Genomic DNA, 17,920 nt, shown 5'->3' with positions numbered 1-17,920 from the left:
TGAACCCGCCCGCCCCCAACCCTGTGATAAAACAGGGTGGGACGGGCGGCTTCACCGGATCAGTAGCGGTAGTGATCAGGCTTGAACGGGCCAGCCTGCGGCACGCCGATGTAGCTGGCCTGCTTGTTGCTGAGCTGGGTCAACTTCACGCCAAGCTTTTCAAGGTGCAACGCGGCGACCTTTTCGTCGAGATGCTTGGGCAGGACATAGACGTCGTTCTGGTATTCGTCCGCCTTGGTGAACAGTTCGATCTGGGCGAGCGTCTGGTTGGTGAAACTAGCGCTCATCACGAAGCTGGGGTGACCGGTGGCGCAGCCGAGGTTCACCAGACGGCCCTTGGCGAGGATCAGGATCGACTTGCCATCGGGGAAGGTCACAAGATCGGTGCCTTCCTTGATTTCCTTCCAATCGTAGTTGGAAAGCGCGCTGATCTGGATCTCGCTGTCGAAGTGACCGATGTTGCAGACGATCGCCATGGGCTTCATGTTCATCATGTGATCGGCGGTAATCACGTCTTCGTTTCCGGTGGCAGTCACGAAAATATCGGCGCGCTTGACGGCGTCTTCCATGGTGACAACTTCAAAGCCGTCCATCGCCGCCTGCAGCGCGCAAATCGGGTCGACTTCAGTTACCATGACGCGCGCGCCGCCATCACGCAGCGAAGCAGCCGAACCCTTGCCGACATCGCCGTAACCGGCAACGCAGGCGACCTTGCCAGCCAGCATGACATCAGTCGCGCGGCGGATCGCGTCGACCAGCGATTCCTTGCAACCATAGAGGTTGTCGAACTTCGACTTGGTGACCGAATCGTTCACATTGATGGCCGGGAACGGCAGCTTGCCCTGCTTGGCAATCTGGTAAAGCCGCATCACGCCGGTGGTAGTCTCTTCCGAAACGCCCTTGATCGCCTTGACGGTCTTGGTGAGGTAACCCGGACGGGCGGCGACGAATGCCTTAAGCGCACGCTGGAATTCGACTTCCTCGTCGTTGGTCGGCTTGCCCATTTCTTCGCCCGCTTCAAGGCGCGCGCCCCACAGCGCGAACATGGTGGCATCGCCGCCGTCGTCGAGGATGAGGTTGCAGGTGAGATCAGGATTCTCATCAGTTGCCCAATCAAAGATGCGGCCCACGTAATCCCAGTAATCGGCCAGCGTTTCGCCTTTGATTGCGAACACGGGAATGCCGCTTGCTGCGATCGCCGCCGCCGCGTGATCCTGGGTGGAGAAGATGTTGCAGGTCGCCCAGCGTACTTCGGCACCGAGCGCTACCAGCGTTTCGATCAGCACCGCGGTCTGGATCGTCATGTGCAGCGAACCGGTAATGCGGGCGCCCTTCAACGGCTGGGCAGCACCATATTCCTCGCGCAACGCCATCAGGCCAGGCATTTCGGTTTCGGCAATCTGGATCTCGTCGCGGCCAAAACGGGCAAGCGCGATGTCCTTGATGACATATTCGTGGGTCGGGGCAGCAGCGAGCGTGGCCATGAGTAATTCTCCTGCGCGAAAACACGCGCTTTGGGGGACAGGTTGTTCTGGAACAGGCCCCTAGCCGCGCGCGGCGCGGGAGGCAAATATAAACTTATCTTTATATGTCTATTTGTTGCCCCCTGCCGTGAGCCACGGTAGAGACCCGTGGATACCCCGCATATAAAAGGATACACAGATCATGACGATTTCCGTTGGCGACAAAATCCCCGAAGTAACAATGGTCAAAGCCACCGCGGAAGGCCCGCAGGCGGTCAAGTCGAGCGATTATTTCGCAGGCAAGCGTGTTGCGCTGTTCTCGGTGCCCGGTGCCTTCACCCCGACCTGTTCGGCCAAGCACCTGCCGGGCTTTGTTGACAAAGCCTCCGATCTGAAAGCCAAGGGCGTTGACGAAATCGTCGGCACTGCGGTCAACGATGCTTTCGTAATGGGCGCCTGGAACAAGGCTTCGGGCAGCGACGACATCACCATGCTGGCAGACGGAAATGCCGAATTTGTCGAGGCCATCGGTCTCACCATGGATGGATCGGGCTTCGGCATGGGCAAGCGCGGGCAGCGCTTTTCGATGGTCATCAACGACGGTGTGGTCGAACAGCTTAATGTCGAAGAGCCGGGCGACTTCAAGGTTTCAAGCGCGGATCACATGCTCGGCCAGCTCTGATACAAAAATGACGGAATCAAAAAGGGCGCCCTTTGCGGGGCGCCCTTTTTTTAACGGGTTGGCCAAAGTCTAGCCTTCGCGATTGGTTGCCCGAAGACTATCGGCTTCAGCGAGAATGGCACTGCGATCCTGCTCAACCAGTTCCAGCATTGCCATGCGGAAGGTTTCGCGGCGGGAATCGACCAAGCGGTCGATCGCGTTGGCCTGCGTCTGGCACCATCCCGGGCGGGAGCCGCTGGCAACATCATCCCCCGTCATCGAACGTCGTGAGTTGAGGGTATCGCCAACCTTTGCTGTGCGTTCAACGCTGAGCGAAGCAGTCCAGATGCATCGCAGGGTGCTAGGACGACCAGCCACTCCCGCAGAACCAACCTGACGGGTCTCTACCGTAACGGTGCCCGCATAATCTGCGGCGATAGTGCCGGCGGCATGCTCGATAACTACTTCATGTTCCAGCGCCATTGCGGGCGATGCGATGCACGCCCCCAACAGCACTGCAATGCTGAGTTTTTTCATCTTCATGTCTCCTGCTTTGCCCCAGCCTTATGTGGCCAGTGACGTGCCAACTGTAGCATGTAGAAGACGCGAATTCAAATCGGGCAATCGCGAACCGGGGCTCTACCGCAGTTATATTACAATATGTTAGGAGATTTTTTAAACCGTAGAATCAATAGCCCATCAGGCTCATCACTTCCTTGCGGCTGCGATCATCATCCAGAAAGCAGCCCAGCACCCGGCTCGTGATCATGCCAACACCGGGGGTCTTCACGCCACGCCCGGTCATGCAGCCGTGCTGCGCTTCGATCACCACGGCCACGCCGTGCGGTTCGAGATTGTCCCAGATGCACTTGGCGACTTCTGCTGTCAGCCGTTCCTGGATCTGCAACCGCTGGGCATAGCCATGCAGAACGCGGGCAAGCTTCGAGATACCAACCACCTTCTTATTGGGAAGATAGGCAATGGCCGCCTTGCCGATGATCGGTGCCATATGATGTTCGCAGTGCGACTGGAAGGGAATGTCTTTGAGCAGCACGATTTCATCATAGCCGCCCACTTCCTCGAAAATGCGCGAAAGGTGGATCGCTGGATCCTCCTTGTATCCCTCGCAATATTCCAGCCAGGCCCTCCCAACCCGCTTGGGCGTATCACGCAGTCCCTCGCGATCCGGATCATCGCCAGCCCAGGCGATCAGTGTACGGATCGCATCCTGAACGTGATCGGGCACTTCGGGTTTGCCCAACGGATTCTCGGGATCGAAATCGTGATCGTGGGCAGACGTATAGTTCATGGGTTGTCGTCTTTCTTCCGTCATCGGCTCTTAAAGAGCCCCTCACCTGTTGATCCAGAATGACGACAACCCCCGGCTGCCCAAGGCGTTCCGGCCAAATGACCGATTGCGCAAGGATGATGGCGTCCCCAATTTCGCGATGTAGGAAGAATCCGCGCCATTTCATCCCCCGGCGCCCGAAAGGAGCAAGCTTTTGCGCGATCTCACGATTGCCGACTTCGAGAATGCGGCGCGCGCAGTGCTTGCGAAGCTGCCTGCAATGTTTCGGGATCAGTTAGCCGGTGTGGTAATCCAGGTGGAGGATTTTGCCACGCCCGAACAGCTCGCTGCGGTTGGACTGTCCGACCCTTGGCATTTAACCGGCCTGTATGAAGGGGTGGCCCTGCCCGATCAGTCACAATCGGATTTCGCAACGCTTCCGCCGGTGATCAGCCTGTTCCGTCAGCCGCTGCTGGAAGAGATGGGCGAAACCGGGGTCAGCTTCAAAGATCTGGTGCGGCACGTCGTGATCCACGAAGCGGGCCACCATTTCGGCTTTTCCGATGATGACATGCACTCACTGGAAGATAGCGTCGAAGATTGATGACAAATAGCGCCGGGCCATGAACCGACAACGCCCGCCCCTTTTTCAAGGAGCGGGCGTTATTGGCGCACCCGGAACGATTCGAACGTCCGACCCCCAGATTCGTAGTCTGGTGCTCTATCCAGCTGAGCTACGGGTGCGTGTTGGAGCGCGCCCAATAAGGGGGTCTTTCAATCTTGGCAAGGCCCGTTTGCTGCAGAAACGTTATTTCGGAACAACTGCCGTGCCAAGGCGACGTCAAGCGGGGGTTTTGACAGAGCCAACACCTCTTCGGGGGTGAACCAGCAGACCTCTCCGCCCTCCAGCGCTTCCGGCACGCCCTGCCAGTGACTGATTGTGTAAAGGAGAAGGACAATCGCCCGTTCGTCGTTATTCGCTGCGCTTTGGGCAAATCCGGCCGGATGACAGTCGAAGAAATCTATCGTGATCCCGATCTCTTCTGCGAGTTCCCGCTTGAGGGATTGGATAGGAGTTTCAAAGGGTTCAACCTTACCCCCGGGAAACTCCCATAGGCCGCCATGATGCTTTTCGGGCGGACGACGATGCATCAGCCAACGGCCGTCCGCACGGTATAGCGCGCCAGCAACGACAGTGATCCAGCCGGTCGTCATGTCGGTTTTTTTTCCATCATGGAGGCTTCCATAAACCTTTTCTTAACTCGCAAGCGCGATTTTGAAGGTGTCAGAAAGCTTGGATAGGGGGGGTTCCTCAATGTTGTCGACAAATCTGAAGAAGTTGCGCGACGACACCTCGGGGGCGACCGCAATCGAATACGGACTGATCGCCAGCCTCATCGTCATCGGGATGATGGGCGCGCTGGGCCTGTTCGCAGGTTCGGCCATCGGCACGTGGGAACGCGTTGCAGACGAAGTGGCGGAAGCGAGCGGTAATTGAGCGGAGTTAGTAATTTCGCAAGAACTATCGCTTAGACAAAAATTCGTCCGGCACGGCAAGTATCGGACGCGGGTACCGAAGACCAAACCAGGAGACTACACATGACCTTTTTCAAGAAGCTCGCTCGTGACGAACAGGGCGCCACTGCTATCGAATACGGCCTGATCGCTGCTCTGATCGCCGTCGCTCTCATCGCGTCGCTGGGCGCCCTCGAAGGCAGCATCAGCGGCACCTTCACCGATGTTGGTACCGCGATGGACAACGCCGGCTAAGCCAGGCGACATCGCAAAAAAAGAAGAGCGGCGGGGCACAACCCCGCCGCTCTTTTTTTGTGTGTCGGCAATAAGGATGCGGCCTGCGACTTAGCGCCCGCGCACCACGATTTTGACCTTCTGGCCCGGCGTCAGACTTTCACCGCTCGCCAAGGCATTCAGCACCCGGAAGCGCTCTTCCTGTGCTGCCGGATAGGCCATTCGGCGCGCAAGGCTCGCCACGGTATCGCCGCGAGCGACGGTCACTACCTGCAATTTCTTGGGCACCACCGATGATGCTTCGGTGTCGGTAATCCGCCGCATTGACTGGAACATCGCGTTAAAAGTGCCAGCCTGTCCTGCAGGGGTAATCGTAGTGAAATGATAGGCCCGGTCGCGGGCGAATTCATACGCGAACACCACTACATCCACCTGGCTGTTGCCATTGGCAACACGGGCCGTGCCATAGACAGCCGGAAGGCCATTCACCGTCGTACGTTCGAGCGCTGCGGGCGCAAGCGTGCTGTTCTGCCCGCCCAGAGCTGTGAAAGCCGAGCGGACGTAGGTTTCAAGATTGCCGTTATAGGGCGCAAGCGTCATCTGCGCTTGCCCGCCTTGTCCCTGAATGCTCACCGCACGGGTGCCATTGACCATGTAGAAGCCCTGCGGGGCGGTAAAGGCAAGTCGCAGTTCCGGGTGGATAAAGCGACTGCCTTCGATAAATCCTTGTGCGGGATCATCGCCATAAAGCAGCCCGTCAATCCGGTTCAGGAAGGTGTCGCGATTCGTCACGCCTCCCGTCGCCGGGCCTGCCTTGGACAGCGCGCTTTGCACACGGCTTGCAGGATCAGGGTGGGTCGAAGCCCATTCCGGAACGCTAGCATTTCGACCCTGAAGCCGCGCATCAAGCGCGTTTTGTGCTGCAAGGCTCGCCAACACAGTGCCCATTGCGCGCCGATCATATCCGGCCTTGGTCAGGTACTCGATGCCAAGGTCGTCTGCCTGCAGCTCCTGCGTGCGCGAGAATCGCAATGTCAGCAGCTGCGAGCCTTCCATGAAGGTGCGCGACAAGGTGTTACCGAGACCCGAATCGCCCAGAAGGATCGAAGAACCGATCGCACCCAGCACACCGAGAATGGAATTGCGCTGCGCTGTCTGCTGGCGGCGTTGCGAATGGCGCGCGGCAACATGGCCGACTTCATGCCCAAGAACGGCGGCCAGCTCCGCCTCGTTGTTCATCAAAGTTACCAACTGGCGGGTCGTGTAAATGTAGCCACCCGGCACCGCAAAGGCGTTGTGAACAGGCGAGTTAAGCAGGCTGACTGTGAAGCTCTCGCGGGCGTTACCCAGGCCCGATTGCACCGCAATGTTCTTGCCCACCTGTTCGACGTATTGGGCGTGAGTGCCGCTCATCGCACCGCCGAATTCGTTCAGCAATTGCGGGTGATACTGCGCGCCTTGCTGCGCCTCGGACTGCGTGATCGGGGTGGATGCGGAAGGCACCGAGCCGCCGGCGCCCATGCATCCAGCCAGCGCAAAGGGCGCTGCGCCGATCATCAGAAACTTGCGATTGAAACGTGGCATGGCGCATTCTCCCGGAGACAAAATCTACCCCCAGAATATCGGCCTGGTCACGACACGCAAACCCCGGGAGCGTCGGGCCTAACCACCGATTGCGAGAAAACGTTCCTCGCGCGCGGTAATAAGTTGGTCACCGCTTTTTGTGGCCAACAGGTCCAGCTCTTCGGTCAGTGCCGCGCCGAGAAGCCTTGAGGCTGCCACCGGATCGCGATGTGCGCCGCCGACCGGCTCTTTCACGATACGGTCGATCACGTTGTCACGCTTGAGATGCTGCGCGGTGACTTTCATCGCCTGCGCAGCATCGGCTGCCTTTTCGCTGGTGCGCCACAGGATCGATGCGCAACCTTCAGGCGAGATCACCGAATAAACCGCGTGCTCCATCATCAGCACACGGTTTGCAGCAGCCAGCGCCACCGCGCCGCCCGATCCGCCTTCGCCAACAATCACCGCCACCATCGGCACAGCCAAGGCGAGACAAGCTTCGGTCGAGCGGGCGATAGCTTCTGCCTGACCACGTTCTTCAGCCTCGATCCCCGGAAATGCGCCCGAGGTATCCACCAGCGTCACCACCGGCAGCCCGAATCGGGCAGCCAATTCCATCAGGCGGATCGCCTTGCGGTAGCCTTCGGGTTTGCCCATGCCGAAATTGTGTTTGATCCGGCTTTTCGTGTCGTTGCCCTTCTCGTGGCCTATCAGCATCACCCGCCGCCCGTTGAGCGTCGCAAAACCGCCCATGATGGCGAGGTCGTCGGCATAGAGCCGGTCACCGCCCAAGGGCATGAAATCACTGAACGCATGGGCGACATAGTCGCGGAAATGCGGGCGCTGGGGGTGGCGCGCGACCTGAGTCTTCTGCCACGGCGTGAGCGAGGCATAGGTGCTGGCGAGAAGTTCGGTGCTTTTGGCCTCAAGACGGCCAATCTCGCTGGCCACATCGACATCATGCAACGCGTTGACGCTGCGGAGCTGCGTGATGCGCTCTTCAAGCACTGCTACCGGCTTCTCGAAATCGAGATAGGAAATCATTGCGCGGCGCTAGTCCGATGTTGCCCTTGTTGCAAGCGGGTGACGGGAATTGACGAGCGCAACCAGCCGCGCAGCGTCCACATGGGTGTAGATTTGGGTGGTGGAAATGTCGGCATGGCCGAGCAGGGTTTGCAGCACCCGCAGGTCTGCCCCGCCTTCGAGCAGATGGGTCGCAAAGGCATGGCGCAGCACATGCGGGCTGACCTGCGCAGGATCAAGCCCGGCGCGGGCAGCCAGCGCCTTGATCAACTGGTACAACCGAATCCGGCTGAGATGCGCACCGCCTTTCGAAGGGAACAGGAAGCGAGAGGCCGGCAGCGCCGGGCGAACCGCCATCCAGCGGCCCACCGCCTCCAGCGCGCGTGCGCCAACCGGCACCAGCCGGGTCGCCCCGCCCTTGCCCGTGATTGTCAGGAACGGCGCATCGCGCGGTACGGCGCTTAATGGCAATGCGACCAATTCGGTGGCGCGCAGGCCCGATCCGTAGAGCAGTTCGATCAAGGCCAACTGGCGCACGGCCCTGGGTTCATTCCCCATGGCGTCATCCTCGGCGCGGGCGAACAGCGCAGCGATCTGGTCATGCCCCAGTAGCTTGGGCAGCGGCCGGCGACTGCGCGGAGCAGGCAGAGCGCCCGAGGGATCATCGCCCCGCCAGCCTTCATCCATCGCAAAACCGAAAAACTGGCGTAGCGCCGATGCCTTGCGCGCAACGCTGGCCGGGGCAAGGCTTGCCCATTCCTGCGCCAGACCTGCCACCGCATCACGCTCTACCGCGGCGAGATCGCCAATCGCCTCCTCTGCCCCACCGAGATCGCGGCGATAAGCGGCGAGCGTGTTGAGTGCCGCCCCGCGTTCTGCTGCCAGCATGGCGAGAAACGCCTCGGTAGCGGCGGACACCGGCGGCGCCTCAGCCGCGCGCGACCGCCTCGGCGGCGATCATGCGGGCCTCGGCCTCAAGACCCACGCGGGTGAGCGCGCGCGTGATGTGATAGAGATGCAGCGGGGTCATCTGGTCCCAACTTGTTCCTTGCATCCCCAAACCTGCGAGCAGGCTGACCAGCACCGGATTGTTCACCTCAGCCGCACGATCAATCGTGCGGCTCCAGCGGGTCTGGCGGCCGATGTCGATGCCAAGATTGTTAGCCAGCGCATTGGCATCAGCTTCGGTCAGGCGTCCGATCCCGGCAAGGCCTGCCACCAGAAACGCCGATTTGCGCGCCCCGTTGCTTTCGTCGTCGCTGATGAAGTCTTCAACCGCGCCCTGGCCCACGCCATTGCTGCGCGGTGCACTGAGCACGATCAGTGCCCAGCCAAGCGAGCCTTGGTCCACCACATTGCGCCACGCCAAAGCATCGCGATCCAGACCAGCGGCGAGCATCGCGGCGATCAGATCGCCCGCCGCACCAGCGTTGGCGGCATTGGCCGGAATACGCGCGGCAGCATAGGCGGTCAGCACCCGCGCACCGTAACCATCGCCTCCGCCCAGGGCGGTGCCTGCGGCCCACAATCGTTGCATTGCCGCAATCCGCGCCGCCGGATCAGCTGCAATATAGGCGTCACGCAAAGCGCGGGCGTGATCGGCGGGCTCGCCCGTGGCCGCAGGATCGGCATAGACCTCGCTATAAAGATCTACCATCGCATCGGACGAAAGAATGCCCTCTCGCCCGGCGCGTCCGGCAAAGCGGGCACGCTGGACGGCCGGCAACATAGGCAGCAGAGCGCCCGACCTTTCGTAATGAGCACCGCCTTGCGTCGTCAGCGCTCTGTCCAACAACGTTTCGGGCAAGGGTTCACCAAGCGCAGTGGCGAATGCAAAACGCCAGGGATTGAGTTCCTCGACCCCGCTCCATTCGATCTCGACAGCGCGTTGGCCGCGCCCTGCCGCCCCGGCAAAGCGCCGCGCCAACAGCACATCGATCCGCGGAGCAACCCCGCGGCCCAGCGCCCGATCAAGCTGCGATGCGGCGAGAGCGGTTTCCCCGGCATAGGCATTGCAGACCGCCTGCAACATCTGCCAGTCGCCATCCTGGCGCGCCGAGCCCTGCAACCGCACTGCCGGGCACGACCCGGTGATGTCTCCGCTGGCGAGATAGGCGGTCAGCCCCTCGGCAGTGAGTTCGGGAGACCAGTTGGCGGTATCGATGTCCTGCACCACTGCGCGGGCGAGTGCGTATTCGCCCATGCCGTTAAGCGCCTTTACTCGCAGCGCGGCAAATTCGATCGGGTCCATGCCCAGTGGCGCAGCTAAGCGGCTCGCCAAAACGCGGCGCAACAGAATGTGGCCCCAGCGCGAGACAACCGGCCCCTTGGTGCCGGAAAGGCTGGCGCGGACCAATGCTTCGGGCTGGTTGAGCAATGCGGCAGGCGGCAGTCCGCCTTCATCGCCAGCCAGCACCCCGACTCGAGTCAGGGCGCGGCGGGCACCATTGGGAATATCGGATTTCGCCTTGAGGCCAAGCAGCTGGTCAAGCTCTTCGGTCGACATGCTCTCCAGCTCTTCGAGGCTGGGCAGCCGAGCCAGCTGATCTCGGGTGATCGATGGCAATGGCGCGGCGCTTGCAGTGTCGGCAGGGCTTGCGGGAGGCGCCGGAACGCCGGGAACGAACACTGTGCCGCCCGGCGCAGGGCGCGGCGGCTGAGGCGAGGTGCCCTGCGTAGGAGAAGGTGCCGGAGCCGGCGCGGGCGATGGATCGTCAAAGCCCGGAGGCAGAATCGATTCCGGCTTCTGCTGCGCCGAAGCAAATCCCGCCAGGCCAGCGCCGCCTGCCGCCCCGACAACACCCAGCGCCAGAACACTGGCCGCCAGCTTCATGGCGCTCCGCCCGCCGGTCATGATTGTGGCTCCGGCAGGATAACGGGTTCGGCAATCGGATGCACCGGTTCTTCCCCGCCTTCTATCCACGCCAGCACAAGCAAAGCCAGCACTGCTGCTCCGGCAATCAGCGGCCAGCGCGGAAATGCCTGCCGTTTTGGCGAGCTTTCCCGGGACATGCCTTGCAGCGACGAATGCGGAGAGCGCAGGTTTGCCATATTGCGCGTGCCCTAGCCCATCTATAGGCCTTGCCGCAATGACCGGAACGCCGCCTCCCCACTACGAACGCGATCTTGTGCAGATCGCTGCCCGGATCACCCTCCCGGTGGTGCTGGTGGGCCTGATGGGTGTTGGCAAATCCACCGTGGGGCGCAAACTGGCCGCGATGCTCTCGCGCGATTTCGTCGATGCGGACGATGCCATTGTCGAAGCCGCCCAGCGTTCCATTCCTGAAATTTTCGAGACCTTTGGCGAGGCCTATTTCCGCGATGGCGAGCGGCGGGTGATCTTGCGGCTGATCGAGGAAGGGCACGGCGTGATTGCGACTGGCGGGGGCGCTTTGATGGACCCCGTCACCCGCGCAGCAGTGCTGGATCGCGGGATTGCGGTGTGGATCGATTGCGATGTCGATACCCTGGTGGAACGCACCGCGCGGAGAGGCAATCGTCCGCTGCTGAACGCCGGCGACCCGCGCGAGATCCTCACCCGGCTGGCGCAAGAACGTGCGCCCTTCTATGGGCAGGCGCATATTCGCGTGGTGAGCGAAAACGGCCCCCATGCCGATACCGCCCGCGCCATAATCGAGGCGATTGATAAATGGCTGTGATCGAAGTGGCGTTGGCCGGTCGCGCTTATGAAGTTGTGATCGAGGAGGGGGTGCTGGGGCGGCTGCCTGCTGCGGCAGACGCTTTTCTCCGCAGTTATGCAGGCGGGCGCGCCGTGCCCTTCGTGGCCGATAGCAACACCCACCGCCTGTTCGCCGCGGGCATCGATGCTGATCTCGCCGAGCAGGGCTTTGTCGCCGATTGGTTCGTGGTCGAGCCGGGCGAGGATGCGAAGACCTGGCCCGTGCTGGAACGCCTGACCGACTGGTTGTTGGCGGGGGGCGTAACTCGTTCCGATCACGTTTTTGCGCTGGGCGGCGGGGTCGTGGGCGATCTGGTCGGGTTCGCCTGCGCCATTACCAAGCGCGGCTGCGGCTTCGTGCAAATCCCGACGACGCTGCTTGCGCAGGTCGATTCGTCGGTTGGCGGCAAGACCGCAATCAATACCAAGTCGGGCAAGAACCTGATCGGCGCTTTCCATCAGCCCGCCCTCGTGCTGATCGATCCGCTGGTTCTCGCCACCCTGCCCGACCGCGAGATGCGGGCCGGTTTTGCCGAAGTGATCAAGTACGGATTGCTCGGCGATACGGCATTTTTCGATTGGCTGGAACTGAACGGCGACAAGGTTTTGGCCCGCGAACCGGCGGCTCTGGAACACGCGATTGCCACCAGCATCGCGATGAAAGCGCGGATCGTCGCCGAGGACGAACGCGAGACGCTGGATCGCCGCGCGCTGCTCAATCTGGGGCACACCTTTGGTCATGCACTGGAGGCGGAGACGGGCTTTTCCGATCGCTTGCTCCACGGCGAAGCGGTGGCATTGGGCATGGTTCTGGCGGCGCGATATTCAGCGCGGCGCGGCGAACTTTCCGATAGCGATTCCGGGCGTGCGGCACAGGCGATTGCGGCTGCGGGGCTGCCTGCCCGGCTGCCATCGCTGGGCCTGACCTGCGACGGAGCGCGGCTGGTCGATCATATGCGACATGACAAGAAAGCCGAGGCCAGCACCCTGCCCTTCCTGCTGCTCAAGGGGTTGGGCGCAGCCTATGTGGCGCGCGATGTTGATCTGGCTGATATTGCAGCGTTTCTGGATGATGAACTGGTCCGTTCCGCCGTATGATTACCGCGCTGGCCGACCTTGCTGACCCGGATGTTCAGGCGCTGATAGCCTATCAACAGCAGACGATGCAGCAGGGGTCTCCGCCGGGACACAGCTTCGCACTCGATCTGTCGGGCCTGACCGATCCGGCTGTAACTGTATGGGCGGTGCGAGTGGATGACCGGGTGGCGGCCATCGGCGCTCTGAAGTTGCTGGGGAACAAGCAGGCCGAGATCAAATCGATGCGCACTCATCCTGATTTCCTGCGGCGCGGGATTGCTGCCTGCCTGCTGGAGACGATCATCGATTTTGCGCGCGACAACGGCATCACACGACTGAGTCTGGAAACCGGAAGCGGGCCTTTGTTCGACCCGGCGCTGGCACTGTATCGCCAACGCGGCTTTGCCAATGGCGAAGCATTTGGCGCCTACCGGCTGACCGATTTCAATCAGTGCCTGCATCTGGAGCTAAGCTAGAAGGGGGCAAGAGGGGAGCTAAACCGACCTAGAGAGGGTCTAAACCGGCCTGAATTTTAATTTTTACGTTATTTTTGAGGAATATAGCCGATTTCGCGATCAATTTCGCCGCGAAATCGGCCATGTGTTGCATTTTGCCCCTGCCTCGCCGGGTAGGAAAGCGCGCTATTCCAGCTCCAGAATCACCGCATCCACCGCCAGACTCTCGCCCTCGGCGGCGTTGATTTTGGCGATCACGCCTTCCTTTTCGGCGCGCAGGATGTTCTCCATTTTCATCGCTTCGACCGTCGCCAAGGGCTGACCCGGCTGCACGGTTTCGCCTTCTGCCACATGCAGCTTCATCAGCATTCCGGGCATCGGGCAGATGAGGAACTTCGAAAGGTCAGGCGGTACCTTCTCCAGCATCAACGATTCGTGCCGCGCCAGCCGCAGCGGGAGCACCAGCGCAGTGTGCGCTGCGCCGCGGGTTGTAACCTTCCACTGGTTGCCGATCCGCTCGACAATCAGGCCGAAGCGCACCTCCTCGCCGCCTTCGACCTTGCCGGTCGCTTCGGCCTGCACCATGCCGGGCAGCCAATTGCAGGTGCCATCCACCCGCACCCCGTCCACCATCGCATGGCCATCACCCAGAACGACCTCGAAGCGATCATCGCCGATCTTGACCAGCCATTCGCCGCTGACCGGCAGGGGCCCGTCAAGTTGACCCGAAATCTGCCGGGCGCGCGCCTGCCAGCTGAATTCATTGCCCGCACACACCGCCGCCAGAATACGGCGGAAACCTTCGGTGGTCGCGGCCCCGTGGAAGCCTTCGGGATATTCCTCGGCGATGAAGCCGGTGGTCAGCTCGCCCGAACGGAAGCGCGGGTGCTGCATGATCGCGCTGAGGAAATCGACATTGTGGCCGAGCCCCTTGATCCGGAAATTGTCGAGCGCCTCGATCTGCAAATCCGCCGCTTCATTGCGGGTCGGCGCCCAGGTAATCAGCTTGGCGATCATCGGATCGTAGAAGCGCGAAACCTCGCCGCCTTCGTACACCCCGTCGTCGACGCGCACAGAGCCAGCACCGCGTGCCACCCCGCGCCGCGCCTTGCCCGCGACGGTTTCGTCTTCCGTCCATCCGGCCAGCGGCGGTGAATACTGCACCAGCCGCCCGGTGGAAGGCAGGAAACCGCGATAGGGGTCTTCGGCATAGACGCGGTTTTCTATCGCCCAGCCATCGATCCCGATGTCGTCCTGCGTCATGGCGAGCTTCTCGCCATAAGCCACCCGGATCATCTGTTCGACCAGATCGATGCCGGTAATCGCTTCGGTGACGGGGTGTTCGACCTGAAGCCGGGTGTTCATTTCGAGGAAGTAGAAGCTCTCCCCCGTCGGGTCAGCACCGCTGACGATCAGTTCGACCGTGCCCGCCGAATAATACCCCACAGCCCGCGCCAGAGCGACGCATTGCTCGCCCATCGCCTTGCGCATCTTTGGGGTCACGAAAGGCGACGGCGCTTCCTCGACCACCTTCTGGTGGCGGCGCTGGATCGAGCATTCGCGCTCGTTCAGGTAGAGGATATTGCCGTGCTGATCGCCAAGGATCTGGATTTCGATATGGCGCGGGTTGAGGATGAACTTCTCGATGAAGACGCGATCATCGCCAAAGCTGCTCAGCCCTTCGCGCTTCACGCTTTCGAACCCTTCGCGCACGTCGGCTTCACTGTAGGCAAGGCGCATGCCCTTGCCACCGCCGCCCGCGCTGGCCTTCATCATCACCGGATAGCCGATCTCGTCCGAAATCCGCACCGCATGTTCGGTATCCTCGATCTCGCCGACAAAGCCGGGGACGACATTGACGCCCGCCTGCATGGCGAGTTTCTTGGATTCGATCTTGTCCCCCATCGCGGCAATCGCGCCGACCGGCGGGCCGATGAAGGCGATGTTTTCCTTTGCCAACGCTTCGGCAAAGCTGGTGCGTTCCGACAGGAAGCCATAGCCGGGATGCACGGCCTGTGCTCCGGTCTGCTTGGCCGCGGCGATGATCTTGTCCGCGATCAGGTAGCTTTCAGCCGCGGGCGAAGGGCCGATATGCACCGCCTCATCCGCCATCGCGACAAACGGCGCGCGCGCATCGGCATCGGAATAGACCGCGACGGTCTTGATCCCCATTTTGCGGGCAGTGGTGATGACCCGGCAGGCGATTTCGCCGCGATTGGCAATCAGGATTTTGGAAAACAAGGCGGACAACCTCTCTTGCAGTCGTGTTATCTTGTCACCGGGCTATGCCGCCTCATTGCAGCGCCTGCAAGCTAGCGGATTTGCGGCTTCAACCGGGGGTCTCGACCAAAGCCTTGAGTTCAGCCGTGCGGAGGCGGGTGAGGTTGGCCTTGCAGAAGGAGGCAAGCATCGGTTCCATACTGCCGCCGCGCGCGGTGTAGCCATCCAGCCGGCAATGGGCATCGCGATACCGCAGCCAGCCGCGCTGGGCTTCGAGCAGGCTTTCGAAAAAGCCTTCGCGGATATCGTTATCGCCATATTCGGCAAAGCTGGCGTCTTGCGCCTTCATCGCGGCTGCGGTGATTTTCCACTGCGCGTTCAATTCGGCATCGGCTGCGACATAATCCTGCGCGGCGCACCAGTTCATTTCCTGCTGATAGCGCGGGTCTTCGCAATTCCAGCCGGGCACGGGCGGAGCCTCCTGCATGGGGGCAGATTGCAGCAGCAGCGGGAGGATCAGCGAGGCGATCATGCGGCGTTCCTTTCAGCAAAACCGATCAGGCTGGCAGCATAGGCGGGGGCACCCCTGCGGTCACCCTCGCCGCTGACGAGGGTTTGCACCGCTTTGCCCAGCATGGCGATATTGGCGGGCGAGAGCGTGCCAAGCGGTTCCACATAGATGCCGATGGTGAACAGGATCGCGCCCGTCTGCGGCAGGCGGCGCAGGGTCTGGCGTTCGGAGCGCACGAACAGCGTGCTCCCTGCATTGTCCGGCGTGACATGGGCGAAGGCCTGATGCGGCGGCCGGTCGGGGAGCCAGCGGCGCTCTTCGGTGGCCGCGATGAACCAGTTGCAGCGGGCGTAGATCGGGCCGGGACGGAGCGTCTCCATGAAGCGATCAACCCCGGTGGCGAGTTGCTCCTCATATCCCGCGATGGGGGCATGCAGGGCGCGCAGGGGGAGGCCGATTTTCTCCGCCGGGTGCCAGTCCGAAGGCCAAGCGACCGCCGCGCCGATCAGGCGATACACGTCCTCGCCTTCGCGCTGTGTGAGTAGGCACAAATCCTCGTGGGTGGCGATTGCCGCTTCGGGAAGCGCGCCGGGGACGCCCAGCATCGCGGCCAGTTCTCGACCCGGCGCGTCCACTTCCGGCGTGAGTTGCACCCCTTGGGGCCAGTCAACGAACCCTGCCGCTCGTGCTGCCAAATCGGGCGCAGGTTGCAGCCACTCGCGCTCAGCCAGTTTGACCAGCCCCATGCGCAACTGCCCGCCCCCACGCGCCTTGGGCAGCAGCGTGTCGACGGAGAAGCCGAGGGTCAATCCGGTAGTCTCTTGATGATGCCCCGCGCGAACCACTGAAGGAAAACCGTGCAGATGAGGCCGTAAAGGATCGTGGGAATTGCGCTGCCGGCAAGATATCCGCCTGTCGATGGCTCTTCACCCTCGCGCACGAAGCTGATGATCTCGAAGATCATCGAGGCAAAAATCCAATAAAAAACCGAGAAGAGCGAGAAGGCGAGACTGCAAAGCCTGACGAACCGCCCCATCATTCCGCCGCCACTGTCGTCTTGCACGCTCGCGCAGGTTCTTCGCCCTTGAGCGCCGTCAGCCCCAGCTTGGCGAACAGCGCTCCGTCCCTGTCATCGCCCGCGTTGGGCGCAGTCAGCAGTTTGTCGCCGGTGAAGATCGAATTCGCGCCCGCGAGGAAACACAGCGCCTGCGTCGCTTCGCTCATAGACTCGCGCCCCGCCGAGAGCCGCACCATCGAACGCGGCATGGTGATGCGCGCGACCGCAACCGTGCGGACGAATTCGATATCGTCGATCTTGGCGAGCGGCGTGTCGGCCAGCATGTTGCCAAGTACCGTACCCTTGACCGGCACCAGCGCGTTGACCGGCACGCTTTCGGGATGCTGCGGCAGGGTGGCGAGCGTGTGGATGAAGCCCACCCGATCCTCTCGCGTCTCCCCCATGCCGACGATCCCGCCGCTGCACACGTTGATCCCCGCCTTGCGCACGTGATCGAGCGTATCGAGCCGGCACTGGAAATCGCGGGTGGAGATCACGCGCTCGTAATACTCGGGCGAGCTGTCGATATTGTGGTTGTAGTAATCGAGGCCCGCCTCGGCCAGCATTGCGGCCTGATGCGGTTCGAGCATCCCCAGCGTCATGCAGGTTTCCAGCCCCATGTCGCGCACGCCCTTCACGATTGCGACAATCGCAGGCATGTCGCGGTCCTTGGGATTGCGCCACGCCGCGCCCATGCAGAACCGCTGCGAGCCTGCATCCTTGGCCTGCGCCGCGCGCTGGAGCACAGCCTGCACGTCCATCAGCTTGGTGGCTTCAACGCCGGAGTCCGCCTTCACCGACTGCGAGCAATAGCCGCAATCCTCCGGACACCCGCCGGTCTTGATGCTGAGCAGGGTGCAGAGTTGCACCTGCGTGGGCGGGTGGAATTCGCGGTGGACGCTGGCGGCCTGGAACAGCAGCTCGGTGAAGGGCAGGTCGAAGAGGCCTGCAATTTCGGTGCGGGTCCAATCGGTGCGGGGGTGGGTCATTCGTTACTTTCTGACTTCAATGGTCCGGTATGCGGACTTTCCATGTTCTCGTCTCGATAGCCGGGACAGCTGCAGTCCAAACAGGTGCAAAACATCTCCGGCTCCATTCCGCCATGATGGTAGCCAATCTCATGGCCGCAATTGAGGCATTCACCGGCCATTTGAGAGCGTCTCATTCCTCACAA

General features: G+C 61.7%; 21 protein-coding genes and 1 tRNA gene. 7 read left to right on the top strand and 15 right to left on the bottom strand.

Features of this window, described 5'->3' with window-relative positions; genetic code table 11:
- Positions 1-59 precede the first annotated feature (59 nt).
- Complete coding sequence (gene ahcY, locus IP79_RS02100; RefSeq protein WP_054117583.1) at positions 60-1,484, bottom strand: adenosylhomocysteinase; 1,425 nt, start codon at positions 1,482-1,484, stop codon at positions 60-62.
- 181 nt (positions 1,485-1,665) lie between these two features.
- Here ahcY and IP79_RS02095 point away from each other — a divergent pair, with 181 nt between their 5' ends.
- On the top strand, positions 1,666-2,145 hold the full coding sequence (locus tag IP79_RS02095) for a peroxiredoxin (RefSeq protein ID WP_054117582.1): 480 nt from the start codon (positions 1,666-1,668) through the stop codon (positions 2,143-2,145).
- Between the two features lie 69 nt (positions 2,146-2,214).
- Here IP79_RS02095 and IP79_RS02090 read toward each other — a convergent pair whose 3' ends face one another.
- Together IP79_RS02090 and folE are read right to left on the bottom strand one after the other, a co-directional pair.
- Positions 2,215-2,661 carry a hypothetical protein gene (locus tag IP79_RS02090; RefSeq protein WP_156318039.1) on the bottom strand — a complete coding sequence of 149 codons (447 nt, stop codon included), beginning with the start codon at positions 2,659-2,661 and terminating at the stop codon, positions 2,215-2,217.
- A gap of 151 nt (positions 2,662-2,812) precedes the next feature.
- On the bottom strand, positions 2,813-3,433 hold the full coding sequence (gene folE / locus IP79_RS02085) for a GTP cyclohydrolase I FolE (RefSeq protein ID WP_054117580.1): 621 nt from the start codon (positions 3,431-3,433) through the stop codon (positions 2,813-2,815).
- A 193-nt stretch (positions 3,434-3,626) separates the two neighbouring features.
- On the opposite strand from folE, the gene IP79_RS02080 reads away from it, so the two are divergent.
- Positions 3,627-4,016: a metallopeptidase family protein gene (locus IP79_RS02080; protein ID WP_054117579.1), complete on the top strand. Its 390-nt coding sequence runs from the start codon at positions 3,627-3,629 to the stop codon at positions 4,014-4,016.
- Between the two features lie 63 nt (positions 4,017-4,079).
- Here the strand turns inward: IP79_RS02080 and IP79_RS02075 are convergent.
- A tRNA-Arg gene (locus IP79_RS02075) sits at positions 4,080-4,156 on the bottom strand.
- A gap of 30 nt (positions 4,157-4,186) precedes the next feature.
- Entirely contained in the window at positions 4,187-4,627 is a 441-nt protein-coding gene (locus IP79_RS02070; RefSeq protein ID WP_054117578.1) for a (deoxy)nucleoside triphosphate pyrophosphohydrolase, read from the bottom strand.
- A 100-nt stretch (positions 4,628-4,727) separates the two neighbouring features.
- On the opposite strand from IP79_RS02070, the gene IP79_RS02065 reads away from it, so the two are divergent.
- Both IP79_RS02065 and IP79_RS15155 read left to right on the top strand, forming a co-directional pair.
- The gene (locus IP79_RS02065) at positions 4,728-4,910 is read left to right on the top strand and encodes a Flp family type IVb pilin (protein WP_054117577.1); all 183 of its coding nucleotides are present in this window, start codon (positions 4,728-4,730) and stop codon (positions 4,908-4,910) included.
- Between the two features lie 101 nt (positions 4,911-5,011).
- Positions 5,012-5,182: a Flp family type IVb pilin gene (locus IP79_RS15155; protein ID WP_082336958.1), complete on the top strand. Its 171-nt coding sequence runs from the start codon at positions 5,012-5,014 to the stop codon at positions 5,180-5,182.
- A gap of 90 nt (positions 5,183-5,272) precedes the next feature.
- Here the strand turns inward: IP79_RS15155 and IP79_RS02060 are convergent, their stop codons facing one another.
- The 5 genes from IP79_RS02060 to IP79_RS15375 all read right to left on the bottom strand — a co-directional run bounded on the left by IP79_RS02060 (position 5,273) and on the right by IP79_RS15375 (position 10,759).
- Entirely contained in the window at positions 5,273-6,745 is a 1,473-nt protein-coding gene (locus IP79_RS02060; protein ID WP_054117576.1) for a M48 family metalloprotease, read from the bottom strand.
- Positions 6,746-6,823: 78 nt separating this feature from the next.
- Complete coding sequence (locus tag IP79_RS02055) at positions 6,824-7,768, bottom strand: acetyl-CoA carboxylase carboxyltransferase subunit alpha (protein ID WP_054117575.1); 945 nt, start codon at positions 7,766-7,768, stop codon at positions 6,824-6,826.
- 9 nt (positions 7,769-7,777) lie between these two features.
- Positions 7,778-8,665 carry a tyrosine recombinase gene (locus IP79_RS02050; RefSeq protein WP_082336957.1) on the bottom strand — a complete coding sequence of 296 codons (888 nt, stop codon included), beginning with the start codon at positions 8,663-8,665 and terminating at the stop codon, positions 7,778-7,780.
- A gap of 10 nt (positions 8,666-8,675) precedes the next feature.
- A complete protein-coding gene (locus IP79_RS02045) occupies positions 8,676-10,601 on the bottom strand; it encodes a hypothetical protein (protein WP_233994050.1) in 1,926 nt (641 codons plus the stop codon).
- Positions 10,598-10,759, bottom strand: coding sequence for a hypothetical protein (locus IP79_RS15375; RefSeq protein ID WP_156318037.1), 162 nt, complete (start codon positions 10,757-10,759; stop codon positions 10,598-10,600). The genes IP79_RS02045 and IP79_RS15375 overlap by 4 nt, the downstream gene beginning before the upstream one ends.
- 77 nt (positions 10,760-10,836) lie before the next feature.
- Between IP79_RS15375 and IP79_RS02040 the strand changes: the two genes are divergently transcribed.
- The 3 genes from IP79_RS02040 to IP79_RS02030 are packed head-to-tail and all read left to right on the top strand — an operon-like array spanning position 10,837 to position 12,979.
- Positions 10,837-11,406 (top strand): shikimate kinase, encoded by a 570-nt coding sequence (locus IP79_RS02040; protein ID WP_054117573.1) that lies wholly within the window; start codon positions 10,837-10,839, stop codon positions 11,404-11,406.
- Entirely contained in the window at positions 11,397-12,524 is a 1,128-nt protein-coding gene (gene aroB / locus IP79_RS02035) for a 3-dehydroquinate synthase (protein WP_054117572.1), read from the top strand. The genes IP79_RS02040 and aroB overlap by 10 nt, the downstream gene beginning before the upstream one ends.
- On the top strand, positions 12,521-12,979 hold the full coding sequence (locus IP79_RS02030; RefSeq protein WP_156318035.1) for a GNAT family N-acetyltransferase: 459 nt from the start codon (positions 12,521-12,523) through the stop codon (positions 12,977-12,979). Before aroB ends, IP79_RS02030 begins: the two co-directional genes overlap by 4 nt.
- A gap of 165 nt (positions 12,980-13,144) precedes the next feature.
- On the opposite strand, the gene IP79_RS02025 is transcribed toward IP79_RS02030, so the two are convergent.
- The 5 genes from IP79_RS02025 to bioB all read right to left on the bottom strand — a co-directional run bounded on the left by IP79_RS02025 (position 13,145) and on the right by bioB (position 17,735).
- A complete protein-coding gene (locus IP79_RS02025) occupies positions 13,145-15,199 on the bottom strand; it encodes an acetyl-CoA carboxylase biotin carboxylase subunit (protein WP_054117571.1) in 2,055 nt (684 codons plus the stop codon).
- An 88-nt stretch (positions 15,200-15,287) separates the two neighbouring features.
- On the bottom strand, positions 15,288-15,710 hold the full coding sequence (locus tag IP79_RS02020; protein ID WP_082336956.1) for a lysozyme inhibitor LprI family protein: 423 nt from the start codon (positions 15,708-15,710) through the stop codon (positions 15,288-15,290).
- The gene (locus tag IP79_RS02015; RefSeq protein ID WP_054117570.1) at positions 15,707-16,498 is read right to left on the bottom strand and encodes a heme-dependent oxidative N-demethylase family protein; all 792 of its coding nucleotides are present in this window, start codon (positions 16,496-16,498) and stop codon (positions 15,707-15,709) included. Before IP79_RS02015 ends, IP79_RS02020 begins: the two co-directional genes overlap by 4 nt.
- Positions 16,495-16,752, bottom strand: a complete 258-nt coding sequence (locus IP79_RS02010; RefSeq protein ID WP_197273711.1) for a hypothetical protein — start codon at positions 16,750-16,752, stop codon at positions 16,495-16,497. The genes IP79_RS02015 and IP79_RS02010 overlap by 4 nt, the downstream gene beginning before the upstream one ends.
- Entirely contained in the window at positions 16,725-17,735 is a 1,011-nt protein-coding gene (gene bioB, locus IP79_RS02005) for a biotin synthase BioB (RefSeq protein WP_054117568.1), read from the bottom strand. The genes IP79_RS02010 and bioB overlap by 28 nt, the downstream gene beginning before the upstream one ends.
- Positions 17,736-17,920: the final 185 nt, after the last annotated feature.

It is taken from the genome of Porphyrobacter sp. AAP60 (assembly GCF_001296025.1).
GTDB lineage: Bacteria > Pseudomonadota > Alphaproteobacteria > Sphingomonadales > Sphingomonadaceae > Erythrobacter.
Note: the sequence above shows the minus strand (reverse complement) of the source record. Positions and strands in the feature narration are given on the sequence as shown.

Excerpts from the sequence above, each read along its gene's own strand:
- ahcY (WP_054117583.1), bottom strand. The coding sequence starts at position 1,484 with ATGGCCACGCTCGCTGCTGCCCCGACCCACGAATATGTCATCAAGGAC.
- IP79_RS02095 (WP_054117582.1), top strand. The coding sequence starts at position 1,666 with ATGACGATTTCCGTTGGCGACAAAATCCCCGAAGTAACAATGGTCAAA.
- IP79_RS02090 (WP_156318039.1), bottom strand. The coding sequence starts at position 2,661 with ATGAAAAAACTCAGCATTGCAGTGCTGTTGGGGGCGTGCATCGCATCG.
- folE (WP_054117580.1), bottom strand. The coding sequence starts at position 3,433 with ATGAACTATACGTCTGCCCACGATCACGATTTCGATCCCGAGAATCCG.
- IP79_RS02070 (WP_054117578.1), bottom strand. The coding sequence starts at position 4,627 with ATGACGACCGGCTGGATCACTGTCGTTGCTGGCGCGCTATACCGTGCG.
- IP79_RS02065 (WP_054117577.1), top strand. The coding sequence starts at position 4,728 with ATGTTGTCGACAAATCTGAAGAAGTTGCGCGACGACACCTCGGGGGCG.
- IP79_RS15155 (WP_082336958.1), top strand. The coding sequence starts at position 5,012 with ATGACCTTTTTCAAGAAGCTCGCTCGTGACGAACAGGGCGCCACTGCT.
- IP79_RS02060 (WP_054117576.1), bottom strand. The coding sequence starts at position 6,745 with ATGCCACGTTTCAATCGCAAGTTTCTGATGATCGGCGCAGCGCCCTTT.
- IP79_RS02055 (WP_054117575.1), bottom strand. The coding sequence starts at position 7,768 with ATGATTTCCTATCTCGATTTCGAGAAGCCGGTAGCAGTGCTTGAAGAG.
- IP79_RS02045 (WP_233994050.1), bottom strand. The coding sequence starts at position 10,601 with ATGACCGGCGGGCGGAGCGCCATGAAGCTGGCGGCCAGTGTTCTGGCG.
- IP79_RS15375 (WP_156318037.1), bottom strand. The coding sequence starts at position 10,759 with ATGTCCCGGGAAAGCTCGCCAAAACGGCAGGCATTTCCGCGCTGGCCG.
- IP79_RS02040 (WP_054117573.1), top strand. The coding sequence starts at position 10,837 with ATGACCGGAACGCCGCCTCCCCACTACGAACGCGATCTTGTGCAGATC.
- aroB (WP_054117572.1), top strand. The coding sequence starts at position 11,397 with ATGGCTGTGATCGAAGTGGCGTTGGCCGGTCGCGCTTATGAAGTTGTG.
- IP79_RS02030 (WP_156318035.1), top strand. The coding sequence starts at position 12,521 with ATGATTACCGCGCTGGCCGACCTTGCTGACCCGGATGTTCAGGCGCTG.
- IP79_RS02020 (WP_082336956.1), bottom strand. The coding sequence starts at position 15,710 with ATGATCGCCTCGCTGATCCTCCCGCTGCTGCTGCAATCTGCCCCCATG.
- bioB (WP_054117568.1), bottom strand. The coding sequence starts at position 17,735 with ATGACCCACCCCCGCACCGATTGGACCCGCACCGAAATTGCAGGCCTC.